A 17,139-nucleotide genomic window follows, 5' to 3' on the forward strand; every position below is an offset into this window, starting at 1 on the left:
ATTTAATGCAATGCGCCCATAAAAAAATGGTCGGAGTATTAATCCGACCACCAGAATATTATGGAGAGAGCTTCTTTTAGTCCTTTACAAACCTGCCCGCTCTAGTAACGCACTTTTTTGCTTTGCTTGTCTACTTTCTTCCATACTCTCAATTTCCTCTAAGGTATAACCGCGAGTTTCAGGAACTCGGATTCGAACAAAGGCAACGCCAAGTAAACAAATAACGCCGAAGATCGCAAAAACAGCTTCTTGAGATATTGTAGCAATCATAATCGGGAACATTAACCCAACCAAGAAAGATCCTATCCAGTTAAATGATGAAGCCACTCCCGAGGCTCGCCCACGAATCATCAATGGGAATATTTCTCCTATAATGACCCAAGTTAAAGGAGCCCATGTGAATGAATAGAATGCTACATAAATACTTAAAAATACAACAATCATCATTGGATTTGCATCTGGAATTACTTTTTGCAAAATCGCCGGCAAAATAAAGGACAGCCCCATGACCGTTCCACCCAACGTTAATAGCGTACGACGTTTAAATTTATCAGCAATCACAAGGAATAGTAATGAACCTAAAACGAGAATAATCCCTTGAATAATTGGCCACATCAACGCTGTACTAGCGGCAGTTCCTGTTGCATTTTCTACAATCATTGGAATGTAGTAAAAAATTGCGTTTGCCCCCTGGAATTGTTGAAAAGCGGCAACGCCCACTCCAGCGATGAGTAAATAACGGTATTTACTACTTAATAATGAACCCCATGATGTATTTTGACTTGCCAGTTTTTCCTGTTCAGCAGCCTCTTGAATTTGATTAATTTCAGATTCAAGTGTTTCTTTAGGTCGAAGATAGCTCAAAACTCTACGTGCTTCGTCGAGTTTATTATTCTTGATTAAAAATCGTGGTGATTCAGGTAACTTCAATACGCCGAAAAATAATATCAAAGCAGGCACAGCTGCCATTGTAAGCATTAACCTCCACGCCATTGTTGCCGGTAGACCACTTAATAAATAATCAACAATGTAAGAGAGTAACATTCCAGAAACAATCATTGTTTGGTTGATGCCCGACAAACGTCCTCGTAAATGTGCGGGAGCCATTTCCGACATATAGGCTGGGACTAACGCGGAAGCAGCACCAACGGCCATTCCTAAGAAAATTCGAGCAGCTATTAAAAAATAATGTCCATTGGGAGGTGCTATTCCTGACAAAATAGACCCGATAACGAAAATTACAGCAGCTATTAAGATCATCTTGCGCCGCCCTAAACGGTCCGAAAGTTGTCCGGCCAAAGCGCCTCCGATAATTGCACCTAACATGATTGAAGATGTAATCCAGCCAATAACTGCAGCATTTTCGATATTCCAATCTTGTTGTAGAAAAGGTAAAGCGCCTGTCATAACACCAATATCATATCCAAATAAAATTCCGCCAAAAGCCCCGAAAAAGTATATGAAGCGACTTGAGACTTTCTTTTCCTTAATCATTAAAATTCCCCCTTTTAGGCTTTAAATTTCTACTTCTCCATGTTTAACCGCTTACATTTTACGTGAAATCACTTTACCGAGTGTTTCCATTCTCACTCTTCAACTTTTCCGGAATAAATTACCTCCAAGGAAGTTGAAACCCCCCCGGAGGACAAGTTATTACTTAATCACTACGTATTCCAATCCAACCAGTTTTGCATAAGTTACAATTTGGTCAGTTGTTAAATTAAGTGAAACAACCGTGTGATGTCCACCGCCATTTTCAATCCAAGCTTTAACGCCATCTTGGAAGTTAGGGAACACATTCCAAAGTACACGAGCTACTGGTAGATTAGGAGCTTCTTCAGTTGGCTCAAATGCAGTCACTTCGTTAATTAACAGTTTGAAATTTGTTCCAAAGTCAGCCATTGAAACAACGACACCGTCTCCTGCTTTTCCGTCAAACACTAATCGTGCAGGGTCTTCTCGATCACCAATACCTAAAGGAGATACAATAATCTTTGGTTTATTACTTGCTAAAGTTGGATCGACCTCAAGCATATGTGATTGAAGAATCGATTCTTGTCCTTCAGCTAATTCATATGTATAGTCTTCCATAAATCCTGTTGATTGGTTATGGCTCATCACTTTGAGCAAACGATCAAGTGCTGCAGTTTTCCAATCCCCTTCGCCAGCAAACCCATATCCCTGTCCCATTAAACGTTGAACCGCAAGACCAGGGAGCTGTTTCATCCCATGTAAATCTTCAAAGTTAGTCGTGAAAGCAGTGTATCCACCGTCATCTAGGAAACGCTTCATGGCAATTTCATAGCTAACTTGTACTTTTACACTAGCCTCCCAGTCTTCCTGACTGTTAGTTCCGTAGTCAAATTCATACAGGGTAGCATACTCCGCAAATAGATCATCAATTTCTTCTTCCTTTACAGCTTTAACGTATTGGACTAAGTCGCCAATACCAAAGTAATCCACAGTCCATCCAAATTGGATTTGCGCTTCAATTTTATCCCCATCGGTAACTGCCACATGACGCATGTTATCACCGAAACGAGCAACCTTAATGTTGAAACTTTCGTTATAAGCTGCCGCAACATCCATCCAGTCTGCGATTTGTTGTTTCACCTCAGGACGATTCCAATAACCGACAACAACTTTATTTTGTTTATTTAAACGCGCATTTATAAATCCATATTCACGGTCACCATGAGCTGATTGATTAAGATTCATAAAATCCATGTCTATCGTTTTCCATGGAATACTTTCATTAAATTGTGTCGCTAAATGAAGTAATGGTTTTTGCAATAATTTTGTACCGCGAATCCACATTTTTGCAGGTGAGAATGTATGCATCCATGTTATAACACCGACAACTTCATCACGGTAGTTAACTTCTTTCATGATACTAGTAATTTTATCGGCACTAACAGCTAAATCTTGTAATTTTAGCGTATAAGGTAAAATACCGCTTTCATTTAGTGCATCAGTTATCTTTTGCGCATTAGCCTTAACGTCCTTTAACGCTTCCTCGCCATACAACTCTTGGGCTCCTACTACAAACCAAAATTCTTTTTTCTCCATGGTTATCATAATTATCCCCTTTTCATAATTTACTATTTTCCTTGTTTCATAACCTTGTTATTTCTGCCCATAATAAGCATCTTCTCCATGCTTCCTCAGGTAATGTTTATCCAAGATCCCTTGTGGTAGTTCTTCGGCAAAACGATTTAGTTCGCGTGTATATAAATTCATTTTTGATACTTCCTCAAGAACGACACTATTCATTACCGCTTCTTGAACATCTTTTCCCCAAGTAAACGGGGCATGCCCACGTAGTAATACACCGGGAACGGCGAAAATATCTAACCCGCGTTCTTCAAATGTTTCGATAATTACTTTACCAGTTTCGACTTCATATCCATCGTCAATCTCTTCTTGGGTCAAGAAGCGAGCGCATGGTACAGAACCATAAAATGTATCCGCATGCGTGGTCCCCATTGCCGGTACATCTAGTCCCGCCTGTGCCCAAATCGTCGCCCACGTTGAATGCGTATGAACGATGCCGCCGATTTCTGGGTAATGCTTATAAAGTACAGCGTGCGTTGCTGTATCTGATGATGGATTTAACGTGCCTTCAACAACGTTTCCATCTAAATCAACAACGACCATATCACTCGCTTTCATCGTGTCATAATCAACACCACTCGGTTTGATAACAAATAAACCACTCTCACGATCAAAAGCACTTGCATTTCCCCATGTAAATTTCACGAGTCCATGTTTCGGCAAGTCCAAATTTGCTTGAAATACTTCTTCTTTCAGTTTTTCTAGCACATTCATTCCTCCTCTTTTCACTTAAATAATCAAATGAGCTACAGCAGCCTTTTCAATTACTAACCCTTTTTCATATCGCTCCATAAATTCCTCAAATCCAGTAACGTCCAGTCCATCAGGATAAATTTCTTTCCCATCAACGTCTTTAAAGACATTATTGTCGAGGAAGTCTTCTAAACTTTCATCTTGTTTTTTATTTCTCATGTAGGATGCAAGAATTGACATTCCCCATGCACCACCTTCTCCGGCTGTTTCCATCACTGAAACTGGTACATTCATTGCAGCTGCAACAATTTTTTGTCCAACGACAGGTGTGATAAATAAACCACCATGCGCTAAAATCCCATCAATAGAGACGTTTTCTTTCTTCGTCAAAATATCCATCCCTATTTTTAAAGCACCAAAGGCTGAAAATAGATGTGTTCGCATAAAATTTGCTAAGTTAAAGTTACTCTCTGGCGATCGAACAAATAAGGGGCGCCCTTGTGCTAAACCTGTAATATTCTCGCCTGAATAATAGCCATAGCTGAGCAAGCCACCACCATCCGGATCCGCCTCCAAAGCTTTATTCAACATCACTTCAAATAATTGGTTTGTGTTAACTTCTTGTCCCATCGCCTTTGAAAATTCACGGAACAAACCAAGCCATGCATTGAGATCACTTGAGCAGTTATTCGCATGTACCATTGCAACCGGACTACCATTTGGCGTAGTAACCAAATCTATTTCCGGATAAACTTTCGAAAGTTCTTTCTCTAATACAATCATGGAAAATACTGAGGTTCCGACTGAAACATTTCCAGTACGCTTCCTTACACTATTCGTAGCAACCATCCCTGTCCCCGCATCTCCTTCTGGCGGACAAATCGGGATGCCAGGTTGTAAATTCCTTGATCGATCGAGAATTTTCGCGCCAACTTGAGTTAGTTCCCCTGTTTGTTCTCCTGCAATAGAAACCTTTGGAAGAATGTCTTTTAATGTCCACGGATAATCTTTCTTAGCAATTTGATTATCAAACTGCTTGAGCATTGCTTCATTGTAATCCTGCGTAGATTCATCAATCGGGAACATGCCCGATGCATCTCCAATACCAAGAACCTTTTCCCCGGAAAGCAACCAATGAATAAAACCTGCTAAAGTTGTAATATAGTCGATGCGAGGCAAGTGTTTTTCTTCATTTAAAATTGCCTGGTACAGATGAGCAATACTCCATCTCTCAGGGATATTGAATTGAAACAAACTCGTTAATTCTTTAGCTGCAGAACTGGTTGTTGTATTACGCCATGTACGAAACGGAACAAGTTGTTCACCTGTTTTGTCAAAAGCCATATATCCATGCATCATTGCCGAAACTCCAATGGAACCAATTGTTCGAATGGTGATTCCAAATTCTAATTCAACTTTTTGTTTCATTTCACTGTAAGCCGCTTGCAAACCAGTGATAATATCAACTAAGTTGTACGTCCAAATTCCATCTTCCAGACGATTCTCCCATTCATAACTTCCAGTTGCTATTGTTTCAAAACGATTATCTATTAATACTGCTTTTATACGTGTCGATCCGAATTCAATTCCAAGTGAGGTCTCTCCCTTAGCAATCGCCTCTTGAATGTTTACTTTGTTTGTTTTCACGTTATTCCCCTTTCTGATATCTCTTTCAAAATCTCAAATCAAAAGAAAACGCTTTCTTTTTCCTCTATCTTTAATATTTCATTATTTCTTACTCTCATAACATTACAATTTCACTTTAAATGCTGTACGTACATTTGTCAACACAATAAATATTGTTGCGTACATCTTTCTTATGAAAGTCCTGGCCTCTCCTACTAAAAATAGGTGATATTCTTTTGTAATTGATTCAAAACTATGGCAAAATATATACAGACAACTTTTTGCTCAGATTAATTAGGATGCGAAATAATGAAAGAAGTGAATGTGATGAGACCAAAGTATCAATATCAAATCATCATTGATGCTATAAAAAGTAAAATACTTTCAGGCGAGTATAACGTTTCAGATAAAATACCCACTGAATCCGTTCTGCAAGAAAAGTACAATGTTAGCCGCCACACTGTTCGAAAAGCTCTTTTTGAATTATCAAATGAGGGATTTTTAAGGAGCGAGAAAGGATCTGGCACTTACGTTAGTAACCAATACCAATCCATAAATGTTAGAAATTCTAACAACAAGACAATTGGTGTAATCACAACATATATTTCTGATTATATTTTTCCATCCATTATTCGTGGAATAGAGAGTAGATTGAAGGAAGATAATTATTCCTTACTATTGGCTAGTACGAATAATGATGTTGAACAGGAGAAAAAAGCCTTGGAAATGATGTTGTCATATGGTGTGGATGGTTTGATTGTCGAACCTACAAAAAGCAACTTATACAATCCAAACATTGCCTATTATCTATCATTCAAGGAGCATGATATTCCGTTCATCATGATCAATGCTTATTACGAAGAACTAGACGTGCCTTATCTTTCTCTCGATGATGTGCAGTCAAGCTATCTGGCAACCAAAGAATTGATATCAAATGGGCACACAGAAATTGGGCTTATCTCAAAAATGGATGATTTACAAGGAAAGTTCCGAATGAAAGGATATATAAAAGCGCTCGGTGAGGCTAAATTACCCTTTCATCCAGATCTCGTTTTTTCATACGACACAGAGTCGAAGCCAGATTTGTCTACTAACTTGAGATCGTTTCTAAATGAAAATAGAGAAGTGTTAACTGCCATTGCCTGCTATAACGATGAGGTCGGCCTTGTCGTTGCAAATCAGTGCAAACAACTAGGTATTTCTATTCCAGAAGATCTATCAATTATTGGTCAAGACAATTCTTATATTGCCCAAAACGCTGATATCAAATTAACCACTTTAACTCACCCACAAGAACAAATGGGGCGCGATGCAGCGGATTGGATTATTAAAAAATTACAAGGAAGGCACGACCTGCTGAACGAATACTATTATCAACCAGATCTAATTAAAGGCGAAACCGTAAAAGATTTGACAAAAAAACAATCCAATTGAAGGTACCTGTGCAAGACACAATAATGACTATTCAAAACCCCGAATAAAAACCCAAAAGGAATTCAACAAGTCTTTATACAGCAGGTACCCTCTTTCCACTTCATGCAATTGTAGTGTATTTTCTGAATAGTGCCTTGCACAGGTACCTAATTTTCAAATCTTTTTTTGCACTGTCACCAAATCTTTGCTATGCTATTTAGGAACAGAGATGTTGAAAACTTCATACTAATTTGACCATTAGGGGAATCCTTTTAAAGGACTGAGAGACGAGTGTTTACTCCGATACCCTTATTACCTGATCGGGTTTGTACCTGCGTAGGGATGTGGCGTGTCTTCTTGTGTGTGCATAAATTTGCTTACATCCGACCACTTTCCTACCGGGAGAGTGGTCTTTTTGTGTTTAAAGGAGGAACGATGTGAAACTGATTGCCGTAACAGATGATCGACTGGCCATTCACAAATTAGCGGGGATGCTTCTTGCGATTGAACCGTATATTGACGCGGTTATTTTACGTGAGAAGTCCAAAACTGATGCCGAAGTTTTTGAATTAATCCGTAAGCTAAAGCTAGCCGGGTTTGATCAAATGAAAATAATCGTGCACGGGCGTGCGGACCTGGCAACGATGGCAAACATTCATAAAGTGCAGCTGCCTGGACATGGTTTGCCGTTGTCACTTTTAAAGGACCACTTCCCTGCGCTCTCATTTGGAAGATCGGTTCATTCATACGAAGAAGCGAAAACGGCTATGCGTGAAGGTGCGGACTGGGTTTTGTATGGTCATGTATATGAAACAAATTCGAAAGCACAATTGCCACCACGCGGAACAGATGAACTTAACAAAATCATTTCCGCACTCTCAATTCCTGTGTATGCAATTGGGGGAATTAAACCGAGCCATATTAATGATTTGGATGTAGCTGGCGTGGCTGTCATGTCGTCGATTTTCGGCAGCGACAACGCAATCACAGCTGCAAAAACCTACTATGATGCAATAAAAGGGGGAGTTTATTATGACGAAAACAATTGAGTTAAATGGCAATTCGCATGAAATACCGTCGGAGGTTGGGAACGTTCAACAGTTACTTGAAAACCTGGATCTTGCAGACCGGATTCTCATCGTTGAATTAAATAAAGAAATTGTCGCTAAAGAAGCTTATGACAAGCCAATTAAAGACCGGGATCAAATCGAAATTATTCACTTTGTGGGAGGCGGATGAGCATGCTAAAAATTGCAGATAAAACATTTTCATCACGATTATTATTGGGAACTGGTAAATACCCATCATTTGAAACGCAGAAAGAAGCGGTTCGGGTTTCAGAGGCAGAAATCTTAACGTTTGCGGTGAGAAGGATGAATATTTTTGAACCGTCGCAACCAAATTTCCTCGAACAACTTGACTTGTCGAAATATACATTATTGCCAAATACGGCCGGTGCGAAAACAGCGGAAGAAGCTGTGCGCATCGCGAAACTTGCGCAGGCTTCGGGACTTTGTGACATGGTGAAAGTTGAAATTATCGGATGTGATCACTCTTTATTGCCAGATCCTGTGGAAACGTTGCGCGCGACTGAAATGCTTCTCGAGGAAGGATTCATCGTACTGCCATATACGTCAGATGATGTCGTTCTGGCCCGCCGATTATGCGAAATGGGGGTTCACGCAATCATGCCTGGTGCATCCCCGATTGGATCAGGTCGCGGAATTTTAAACCCGCTAAACTTGTCATTCATTATCGAACAATCGAATGTGCCCGTTATTATCGATGCCGGTATCGGCTCCCCGAAAGACGCCGCCCATGCGATGGAACTTGGTGCGGACGCCGTGTTATTGAATACAGCCGTTTCGGAAGCGGCGGATCCTGTGAAAATGGCTATCGCAATGAAACTCGCAATTGAAGCGGGACGCCTCGGATATGAAGCTGGGCGGATGCCGGAACGTGATTATGCCGTTGCGAGTAGCCCGATGGAAGGATTGCTACCCAATTGAACGAACGCTATTCACGTCAAGAATTATTCACGCCAATCGGTGAAGAAGGTCAGGCGTTAATTCGCAACGCAAGTGTATTCATCCTTGGGGCTGGTGCACTTGGTTCTTCTGCCGGCGAAATGCTCGTCCGCGCCGGTATCGGACGAATCACAATCGTCGACCGCGACATTATTGACTGGACCAACTTACACCGCCAACAACTGTACACCGAACAAGACGTCATCGATCAATTGCCGAAAGCTGTGGCGGCGGAAAAACGATTGACCGCCATTAATAGTGATGTCGATGTAACGGGAATTGTCGTCGATGTCACTCCCGATAATGTGCTGGATTTAATCAAGGGGCATGATTTTATTGTAGACGGAACAGATAATATCGAAATCCGCCTGCTTGCCAACGACGCGGCGTTAAAGCTTGGCGGCATTCCCTTTTTCATGGGGGCTTGCGTCGGCAGTTATGGGCTAACCTTCCCGATTGGAATTAAAAACGGACAACCTTGTCTTCACTGTTTACTTGAAACATTACCTGCACAAACGATGACGTGTGACACAGTGGGCGTCATTAGCCCAATCGTTGTCACAACTGCGGCACGCCAAGTTGCAGACGTACTAAAATATGTCACCGGCACAAAATTTCCACCAAAACTGCAGTCCACAAACTTATGGACAGGTGAACGTGCGTCGATCGATGTCAGCAAGTTGAAGAAGGATAATTGTCCGAGCTGTTCTGAGAATCCTACCTATCCATTTCTTTCAGCCAAAGAATCGATGCGCACAGCAGTGCTTTGCGGTCGCGACACTGTCCAATTATCATGGCCAAAAAGTCGTCAGTTTGAACTCGACGCTTTCGCGGAATCCATTCGTGGAACCGTATCAAAACTCGTACACAACCCACATCTACTCGCTTGTGAATACGACGGCCATCGACTCGTTCTTTTTCGCGACGGCCGCATGCTCATACACGGAACGAAAGATATTGTAGCGGCGAAGAAAATTGCTGCGGGCTTGTTGGGATGAATGAATAAAAGAAGAATCCGTATTCATCACGGATTCTTCTCTCAATCTGAAAATATTTCTAAAATCGTCACCGTTTCAATCAAAATATCTTCAATATCTGCTTCGTTGAAGAAAAATGTTTTTTGATCGACTTGTCCATTTGGATATAAACAAGCGCCATAGTCAAAATATCCGATTGTCCCGCCATTATTATATAAAGGTAATAGCTTCATCTCTATATCTCCCTAACCTATTTATAGTTCACTTTTTATTTGTTTGTACACTAGCGTTCTTTTTATTGGCCTGATCAACCAGACAACTAGTATAAAAACCGCCCACATCGCAATAGTTGAGAGCATCAATAACAAACTTTCTGGCATTATTAGCAATAGGGTAGCAGTTAATAGATTAAAAAAGAGGATAAAAATAATAATAAAAACCAGTGTTTTGAATTGTTTTTTTCCTTCTTGAATATATTTATTTAATTGTTCTCCAGTTGGATTTACAGCTTTTCTTCTTTTCTTTAAGCCTTTGTTAATAGCATTAGTGGTTAACTTCACACTAATAAAACCAATAATCGTCCCTAAAACCATGCAAATCCAGACTATACTAACTGGTTTAAGACCAATATCCAATGAAGCTTTACTCATAAATGCATAGAAGAGAATCGCTACAAAACTTGTTATAACTACGAGGCCACTACTTTTCCTCTCTGCAATCGTAAAAAACTCATTCATCTCAAAATCAAAGTATAAATGAGAATTGAGTTCTTTATCTTGATAAATTGCAACATAGGACCTTCCCAATCTACCTCACATCCTTTACTGTCAACCAAACACTGTGCCTAAACCATTTATAAATCCCTCTACAGACAGCATTACCAACCGATTTTATTCCTTCTTCGGCTGTTTTGATCATACAATCCCCATAATGGTTACACTATTATTTAATCATATTCAGACAACAATATCCTCTCCGCCTACGCGTAAAAATCAATGTCCGCTCTAATAATAGGCACGCTATACTTTTCTACTTTTAAGACAATGTCTTAAAACCCCCATCGACTCGCTCTTTTTCGCGACGGGCGCATGCTTGTACACGGAACGAAGGATATTGTAGCGGCAAAGAAAATTGCTGCGGAATTATTGGGATGAATTAACACACATGAAAAGGGACTATAAACCACAATGGTTTTAGTCCCTTCATATAAATCTATGATAATTTATATTCTTCGAAGGTTTCGTTCGACATCTCAGGTATAATAAAGCCTAAGGAATGGAAATTTGATAATTCAACAAACAGTCCGTAAAGGGGAAAATCAGTATGACAAAGAAAAAGGTGCTGGTAATAGCTGTCATAATACTGTTCACTGTTCTATTCGTGAAAGTTATTAAAAAAGATATATGGGAAGTCAATGAAACCATGTTGAAACAGGAAGTACTGAGCATTGAAGAATCCGCAGAGTCGGTGAATTTATCCGATGGGACGCCATTCGAATGGGATCTTGTGTATTCGTTTGACCCATATACATCCAAAGATATTATCTATGAGACCGTCGGCTACAAGTGGGGAACAATTAGTGAAACAGTCAGTGAAGGTATGAATCAATTGGTTTTCATGAAGGATGGAAAAGTGGTTTGTTATTTATATGGATACCCTGCGAATAATGGATACGGCATTTATTTCAGGGATCACACTTCTACTAAATCAACTCCTGCCTCTTTGCTCAGAGCACAAGATGATTTAACTTTTCAGGTTGATAGAAGAGATGGTTATATCTATTTGATGAAAAATTAAGGGAATGAGAGGAGATGGTTTTAACGGATGTATATTAAAATCGGTCTGGCTATATATTGTTTAAGTTTGGGTCCGTTTCTTGTAGGCCTGTATTTGGTAGAAGCAAGAACGGCCTATTTTACTACGGGCTTTGCAGTACTTTGGATGGGAATTATTATGATAAGCATAGGTGTTATTAAAAGAGATAGATTGTTACATTAAATATGGACTACATTTCAATTTAATTAGGAGGAATGGTTTTGAAAAATAACAAGCAATCTATTTATATTAATATGAGTTTGGGTACGATCGGTATTTTACTTATTGCTTTAGCTGCAATCGGGCATCTAGCTAAAGTAAATGATTATAATGGAAGCTTAATGATATCTCTTGGCGTTATATTAACGATTGTCTATATCAATTACTTAGAAAAGAAAGCAGGCATAAATAAAATACTCATTTGGGTTAGATCTGGTGTGTATATGGTTTTATTTTTTTCTCTATCATATTTCTTATACTTCTAATCATTTCTTGAAACCCCCGCGCGATATTTTACGTATACTCAATTAGTAAGTTCTTTTACTAGAGAGCAGGCGACGTATTATGAATAAAAAACGTCCAGGTTTATTATTTTTAACAATAAGTGTTTGGATTGCTTATCTTGTTTGTGCACTAATCTTTGGATTCAGCGTATGGCTTGTTAAGGGGCTAAGTATTGCAGCTATTATCCTTTTGGGAATATTGCTGTTTCGAGCGAAATAATTGTAAAAAAGGGGGGCACTATTATGTCTTTTACTACAATTTTGGTATTTCTCACAATGGCAGCCTTAGGATTTACGATAGATGATGTAGCAAAAGTCAAAAAAGAAAATAAAAGACTTAAAGAAGAAATCGAAAAAATAAAAAGTACCTATCAATTGGGGGAATAAAATGAAACGGTTAACAACACTAGTAGTCCTGTTGATATTTGTTTTAAGTGCCTGTACTAACAATCCAAAATCAAATACGATTTCCGCTGTTGAATTAACAGAGAGAGAGCGTGCAATAATTTCAACTACTTCAGATAAATCATTTGTATTCGACTTCAATATTGACAGTGATTATAAAGAAGTATCAGTATGGGTTGAAAAATATGAATCAGGTAAATTGGTTAATGATGCAATAAGCTCTTTAATAACAGATGTAGAGGGAAAAGGTTCTATTATTTTTACAACTTCTAAACCAGATGAAGATGGAAAACAGCAGACATTTAATATTGGAATTAGCGGTAAGAGTGGTATGGGTTCTGTAAGTAATTTTGAGGATAATCTTGATGATATGGCAAGCGTTTGGGACAACCTCCAAGGCAAGAATAATCCTATCGAAGGTGAGCTAGTGTTAGCATATTTCGGTTATTCAAGTGATGGAAGGATGAGTAGTCTTTCAATTGATTTTTTTGAAGATCCGGAAGGTCATATGAATGAATTAGATAAATATGACGTTGCTTACCTTCTGAAAGCTAAATTTACTAAGACAAAAGGACCTTAAAGAAGTCCTTTTTTTTATGGCTTCAGAAAGAATATCGAAAAACGAATTTAGAAAAAGCACCACCTGTTATTTGTGGTGCTGCATGGTATGGTGTTTGCTTGCACCTATATTAATTTCACTAAACCAACAATGATCGCAATAGAAAGTAATATCTTGCTCTTCGTCATAAATTTTGGAATGGTTAACTTCAATACCACCGCAAATACAGCTAAGACACCCCAAACTATCGCCAAAGCTCTTTGCCCTGTATCGTTTGTAGGCAATGCTGTAAACGCAAGATAAGCCAAAAGTATGCCCAACAGCATATTAATAATAAAAATACTATTTCCTGTTTCACTTTTACGTCTATATAATAAAATTTGAATAATGATTGCTGTTATTAGTAAAATGATAAATCCTATACTTAAAACGCCCAGTGCCATAAAAAATGCTCCTCACTAGATCCTTTAATTCATTTTTGCAAACGCTACTAGGGAACCCTTATCGCAAGATTCGAAACCATTTTTTTCGTAAAAATGTCTTACATCTGGCGCTTCCTCGGTCATTAAAACTTTTTGACGAACGTTTTTATATTTCTTTAGAACCTGTTGCATCAGTTGAGTAGCAATACCTTGATTTTGAAGAGAATTTAACACAAGAATATCTTGAATATAGATTATAGTTAATCCATCCCCAACAACCCGAATTAACCCCACTAATTCTTCCTCTTTCCAAGCAGTTATAACTTCCAACGATTGCTCTACCGCCTGTTGAAGACCTTCTAAATCTTGTGTATAAGCATACCATCCTACGTCATTATATAATCTTTCTAATTGTTCCACATTTATCTTTTTACTATTATCAAAGTTTATTTTCAATCATTTTTCCTCCTCAAAGTATATTAATTTTGAAGAGTTGATCCACAATTTATCCACTGTCTTATACCTCCTTTAAAGAAGTTGTGATCATTATGTAATTCCAACATGATTCAATAATTTTATTTTCGCTCATTTTTCCGCTTGGTTTTCCGATTCTTCGGATCCATGTACGCATAAAAATAGAGTTTATCTGGAAGATCAAAAGTCTCTTTGGCTATCTCCATATTTGTATAGGATACGCCATCCCTTATGCGCACGCCCTCATTTTTCGAATCAACGACTGTGACTGGACCATCGTTTTGCATCGCAAGTTTTTTCGCAAGGCGCTCTGTATGTTCATTTTCATTTAATACAACATGCATAATCCAATCATTATCCTTTTCATCCATCTTAATATTCGCCTTCCCTTCTCTAGCCTCACAGATCAACCATTCATATAGTTAAATTATATCACCACTTGAGTTGTTAATGATAGAGATGATTTAATATTGCCAATAAGGTCTTTGGATAATCGGATTTTCTCATTTTAAAATACTTTACTTGCTGACATTTACCCTAGCAAAATTTATTTTTGCTGGTTTGACAAAAAATCCTGATTATGAATACCTCACAAACATTGTACCTTAGGCGATTTACAACCGCCCCACTATCTTAAAAACTACATTTCTCGACGCCGACAAACGTGATTAGACTAGGCTTTGAAGAATACTGGGAAAATTGATTTTTGCCAGGGTGTTCGTGAATTTGTCCGGTTCGACTCGTTTTAAAATATAAAATACGATTGTCTCACCCGGGAATAAACAGTATCGTGCACGGTCGAAAGGGCCGTATATTGGAAAACTTTGAAGAGGTACTTACGCAATATGAACCAATGATTTCAGCAGCCATGAGAAAACTCAATATTTACCGTGATCATGAAAGTTTTCGCCAGGCAGGTCGCGTTGCATTATGGCAGGCTTGGACGCGTTATGAGGAAGGAACAGGACATTTTGCGCCATTTGCATCTGTAAGTATTCGAGGCGCAATGCTTGATCTAATCAAGAAAGAAGTACGATTCGAGGAAAATGTTATTCAAACTGAGGATGATGTGCTCGAGTTTTTGAACGACACTGAAAGCACTGATAGCCCAACGTCTGATGTATGGTCGGATCGACTCCGCCAGGCATTCAAAGTATTGAATAATGCTGAACGAGAATTTATCCAGTGGTATTTTTTAGAGGGATTATCGCAGGCAGAGTGTGCTGAAAAAGCAGGTGTTTCTGTTGCGGGTATTAAAAAGAGGCGGCAGCGGATGATTTTGAAATTGAGGGAGGCATTACAGGATTGTACATCTCAAGAAGTTACTTCCATATAATGAATCTTATGCACTTTTGAAGGTACCTGTGCAAGGTGCAATTATGACAATTCACCACGCTGGATAAACAATCAAAGGGATATCGACAAAGTGTTACACAGTCGATATCCCCTTTTCACCTTATGCAATTGTAGTGTATTATCTGAATAGTGCCTTGCACAGGTACCTAAAATCCAGATGCCAAATGCATAACATTATTGCAAGATTTCTGCGTGATCCATCCGCAATGATTTTAAATCACTTCCAGATGGATTTTGGAATAATTGGATACCAAATTCCGGTGCTACGGCAAAAAGATGGTCGAAGATATCGGATTGGGTTGTTTCGTACACGCCCCATCTCACATCATTTGTAAACGCGTAAATTTCGATAGGCAATCCCGTTTCGCTAGGTGCCAACTGCCTTACCATTAAGAGCATCTCTTGATTGATCCCCGGATGGTTTTGGACATAATTATTGATATATACCCTGAAAACGCCGATATTTGTCAAGGCTCTTCCATTCACTGGATTCGACGGGTTAATTTTGTTCTGAGTATTATACTTAGCAATTTCACGTTCCCTACTGATGATATAATCTGATAGGTAGTGAATATCTTTGAAATTAGTAATCATCTCATCTGTGCAAAAGGAAATACTCGTTGTATCGACAAATACCGACCGCTTGATTCTTCGCCCCCCGGATTTTTGCATTCCTCTCCAATTAATAAATGAATCGGATATCAGGGCGTAGCTTGGAATCGCCGTAATTGTTTTATCAAAATTCTGGACCATTACTGTATTTAACGAGATATCTAGTACATCCCCATCTGCCCCGTATTTAGGCATTTCAATCCAGTCTCCCACTCGAACCATATCATTAGAAGTCAACTGAATCCCCGCAACGAGGCCGAGTAAGGAATCTTTAAATACCAACATCAGGACAGCTGAAAGAGCACCAATTCCACTGAGCAGCAATAGTGGACTCTTGCCCATCAGGTTTGCAATAACCAATATAATCCCAAGCGTTACGACAATAATCTTAACCACTTGTATATATCCCTTAACTGGCTTGACCTTGGAGATTTCATAGGTTTGATATATATCGTTCACTGCATTTAGAAGGCTGTTGATAATGATTAACCCCATAATAATTAAATAGGATATCGCAGCTTTTTCTATCAAAAATTGATAGGCCGGGAAGGCAAAAGCGAAGTAATATATAATAATGACAGGAACAATATGAGATAGCTTATGAAAAACCTTCCTATCCAAAAGCATATTATCCCACTTGAATTTTGTTCTCCTAACAACTTGAGTGATGATTCGGATGACTACCTTCTTCGTGATTAGATTTGCCAATACACAAATGATCGCAATGAAAAAAAGCATAACTATAATAGAAAGGTAATCAACTAAGGTAGGATCCAATTCAAATTTTAGAAGCTGCCTACTAATGAAATCCATCTAGTCCCTCCATTGTTTGTTTTGCAACAAAATAATTCAATAGGATTTCGACTAAGTGTTATTTAGTCGATAGCCTCTTTCTTACGCTATGCAGTATTAGACTATTTTAGGAATAGCTTCTTGCAAAATATGCTTTTTAATATCGTCGGATCGACTTATGACGGTACCTGTGCAAGGTGCAATTATGACTATTCATCAATTCGAGTAAATATCCACAATGGATATCGACAAAGTGTTATAAATTCGATATCCATTTTTCACATTATGCAATTGTAGTGTATTAACTGAATAGTGTCTAGCACAGGTACCTTAAATTTAGAAATCTAAAAA

Annotated in this window: 21 protein-coding genes and 1 riboswitch; of the genes, 11 read left to right on the top strand and 10 right to left on the bottom strand. The window is 38.7% G+C overall.

The features are described from left to right. Positions 1 to 84 precede the first annotated feature (84 nt). From J4G36_RS10390 to J4G36_RS10405, 4 genes are all read right to left on the bottom strand, one after another. Complete coding sequence (locus tag J4G36_RS10390) at positions 85 to 1,494, bottom strand: sugar porter family MFS transporter (RefSeq protein WP_210469925.1); 1,410 nt, start codon at positions 1,492 to 1,494, stop codon at positions 85 to 87. Between the two features lie 159 nt (positions 1,495 to 1,653). Next, a complete protein-coding gene (araA, locus tag J4G36_RS10395) occupies positions 1,654 to 3,078 on the bottom strand; it encodes an L-arabinose isomerase (protein WP_210469926.1) in 1,425 nt (474 codons plus the stop codon). A gap of 48 nt (positions 3,079 to 3,126) precedes the next feature. Next, on the bottom strand, positions 3,127 to 3,822 hold the full coding sequence (locus tag J4G36_RS10400; RefSeq protein ID WP_210469927.1) for an L-ribulose-5-phosphate 4-epimerase: 696 nt from the start codon (positions 3,820 to 3,822) through the stop codon (positions 3,127 to 3,129). Between the two features lie 21 nt (positions 3,823 to 3,843). Next, positions 3,844 to 5,454, bottom strand: a complete 1,611-nt coding sequence (locus tag J4G36_RS10405) for a xylulokinase (protein WP_210469928.1) — start codon at positions 5,452 to 5,454, stop codon at positions 3,844 to 3,846. Between the two features lie 306 nt (positions 5,455 to 5,760). Between J4G36_RS10405 and J4G36_RS10410 the strand changes: the two genes are divergently transcribed. The 5 genes from J4G36_RS10410 to J4G36_RS10430 all read left to right on the top strand — a co-directional run bounded on the left by J4G36_RS10410 (position 5,761) and on the right by J4G36_RS10430 (position 9,871). Beyond that, positions 5,761 to 6,867 (top strand): GntR family transcriptional regulator, encoded by a 1,107-nt coding sequence (locus tag J4G36_RS10410; protein ID WP_210470528.1) that lies wholly within the window; start codon positions 5,761 to 5,763, stop codon positions 6,865 to 6,867. Between the two features lie 229 nt (positions 6,868 to 7,096). Further along, positions 7,097 to 7,206, top strand: a riboswitch (TPP riboswitch). Positions 7,207 to 7,283: 77 nt separating this feature from the next. Beyond that, positions 7,284 to 7,895 (top strand): thiamine phosphate synthase, encoded by a 612-nt coding sequence (locus J4G36_RS10415; RefSeq protein WP_210469929.1) that lies wholly within the window; start codon positions 7,284 to 7,286, stop codon positions 7,893 to 7,895. Then, positions 7,879 to 8,085, top strand: coding sequence for a sulfur carrier protein ThiS (thiS, locus tag J4G36_RS10420; RefSeq protein WP_210469930.1), 207 nt, complete (start codon positions 7,879 to 7,881; stop codon positions 8,083 to 8,085). The genes J4G36_RS10415 and thiS overlap by 17 nt, the downstream gene beginning before the upstream one ends. Positions 8,086 to 8,087: 2 nt before the next feature. After that, a complete protein-coding gene (locus J4G36_RS10425) occupies positions 8,088 to 8,855 on the top strand; it encodes a thiazole synthase (protein ID WP_305792224.1) in 768 nt (255 codons plus the stop codon). Next, on the top strand, positions 8,852 to 9,871 hold the full coding sequence (locus J4G36_RS10430; protein ID WP_210469932.1) for a ThiF family adenylyltransferase: 1,020 nt from the start codon (positions 8,852 to 8,854) through the stop codon (positions 9,869 to 9,871). The genes J4G36_RS10425 and J4G36_RS10430 overlap by 4 nt, the downstream gene beginning before the upstream one ends. Positions 9,872 to 9,912: 41 nt before the next feature. Here the strand turns inward: J4G36_RS10430 and J4G36_RS10435 are convergent, their stop codons facing one another. Continuing rightward, positions 9,913 to 10,083 carry a DUF4176 domain-containing protein gene (locus tag J4G36_RS10435; protein ID WP_210469933.1) on the bottom strand — a complete coding sequence of 57 codons (171 nt, stop codon included), beginning with the start codon at positions 10,081 to 10,083 and terminating at the stop codon, positions 9,913 to 9,915. A 21-nt stretch (positions 10,084 to 10,104) separates the two neighbouring features. Further along, positions 10,105 to 10,656: a hypothetical protein gene (locus tag J4G36_RS10440; RefSeq protein ID WP_210469934.1), complete on the bottom strand. Its 552-nt coding sequence runs from the start codon at positions 10,654 to 10,656 to the stop codon at positions 10,105 to 10,107. 517 nt (positions 10,657 to 11,173) lie between these two features. On the opposite strand from J4G36_RS10440, the gene J4G36_RS10445 reads away from it, so the two are divergent. The 5 genes from J4G36_RS10445 to J4G36_RS10465 all read left to right on the top strand — a co-directional run bounded on the left by J4G36_RS10445 (position 11,174) and on the right by J4G36_RS10465 (position 13,153). After that, positions 11,174 to 11,647 (top strand): hypothetical protein, encoded by a 474-nt coding sequence (locus J4G36_RS10445; RefSeq protein WP_210469935.1) that lies wholly within the window; start codon positions 11,174 to 11,176, stop codon positions 11,645 to 11,647. A 233-nt stretch (positions 11,648 to 11,880) separates the two neighbouring features. Continuing rightward, positions 11,881 to 12,150: a hypothetical protein gene (locus J4G36_RS10450; protein WP_246880476.1), complete on the top strand. Its 270-nt coding sequence runs from the start codon at positions 11,881 to 11,883 to the stop codon at positions 12,148 to 12,150. A gap of 79 nt (positions 12,151 to 12,229) precedes the next feature. Next, positions 12,230 to 12,388, top strand: a complete 159-nt coding sequence (locus J4G36_RS10455) for a hypothetical protein (protein WP_210469937.1) — start codon at positions 12,230 to 12,232, stop codon at positions 12,386 to 12,388. Between the two features lie 23 nt (positions 12,389 to 12,411). Then, positions 12,412 to 12,555, top strand: coding sequence for a hypothetical protein (locus J4G36_RS10460; RefSeq protein WP_210469938.1), 144 nt, complete (start codon positions 12,412 to 12,414; stop codon positions 12,553 to 12,555). A gap of 1 nt (position 12,556) precedes the next feature. After that, positions 12,557 to 13,153: a hypothetical protein gene (locus J4G36_RS10465; protein ID WP_210469939.1), complete on the top strand. Its 597-nt coding sequence runs from the start codon at positions 12,557 to 12,559 to the stop codon at positions 13,151 to 13,153. Between the two features lie 104 nt (positions 13,154 to 13,257). On the opposite strand, the gene J4G36_RS10470 is transcribed toward J4G36_RS10465, so the two are convergent. The 3 genes from J4G36_RS10470 to J4G36_RS10480 all read right to left on the bottom strand — a co-directional run bounded on the left by J4G36_RS10470 (position 13,258) and on the right by J4G36_RS10480 (position 14,399). After that, positions 13,258 to 13,575: a hypothetical protein gene (locus J4G36_RS10470; RefSeq protein ID WP_210469940.1), complete on the bottom strand. Its 318-nt coding sequence runs from the start codon at positions 13,573 to 13,575 to the stop codon at positions 13,258 to 13,260. A gap of 24 nt (positions 13,576 to 13,599) precedes the next feature. Beyond that, the gene (locus tag J4G36_RS10475; protein WP_210469941.1) at positions 13,600 to 14,010 is read right to left on the bottom strand and encodes a GNAT family N-acetyltransferase; all 411 of its coding nucleotides are present in this window, start codon (positions 14,008 to 14,010) and stop codon (positions 13,600 to 13,602) included. Positions 14,011 to 14,129: 119 nt separating this feature from the next. Beyond that, positions 14,130 to 14,399: a hypothetical protein gene (locus J4G36_RS10480; protein ID WP_210469942.1), complete on the bottom strand. Its 270-nt coding sequence runs from the start codon at positions 14,397 to 14,399 to the stop codon at positions 14,130 to 14,132. Positions 14,400 to 14,842: 443 nt separating this feature from the next. Here J4G36_RS10480 and J4G36_RS10485 point away from each other — a divergent pair, with 443 nt between their 5' ends. Next, on the top strand, positions 14,843 to 15,364 hold the full coding sequence (locus J4G36_RS10485) for a sigma-70 family RNA polymerase sigma factor (protein WP_210469943.1): 522 nt from the start codon (positions 14,843 to 14,845) through the stop codon (positions 15,362 to 15,364). A 194-nt stretch (positions 15,365 to 15,558) separates the two neighbouring features. Here J4G36_RS10485 and J4G36_RS10490 read toward each other — a convergent pair whose 3' ends face one another. Then, a complete protein-coding gene (locus J4G36_RS10490) occupies positions 15,559 to 16,809 on the bottom strand; it encodes a mechanosensitive ion channel family protein (protein ID WP_210469944.1) in 1,251 nt (416 codons plus the stop codon). Positions 16,810 to 17,139: the final 330 nt, after the last annotated feature.

The sequence above is a fragment of the Sporosarcina sp. 6E9 genome (genome assembly GCF_017921835.1).
In the GTDB taxonomy this organism is placed as follows: domain Bacteria; phylum Bacillota; class Bacilli; order Bacillales_A; family Planococcaceae; genus Sporosarcina.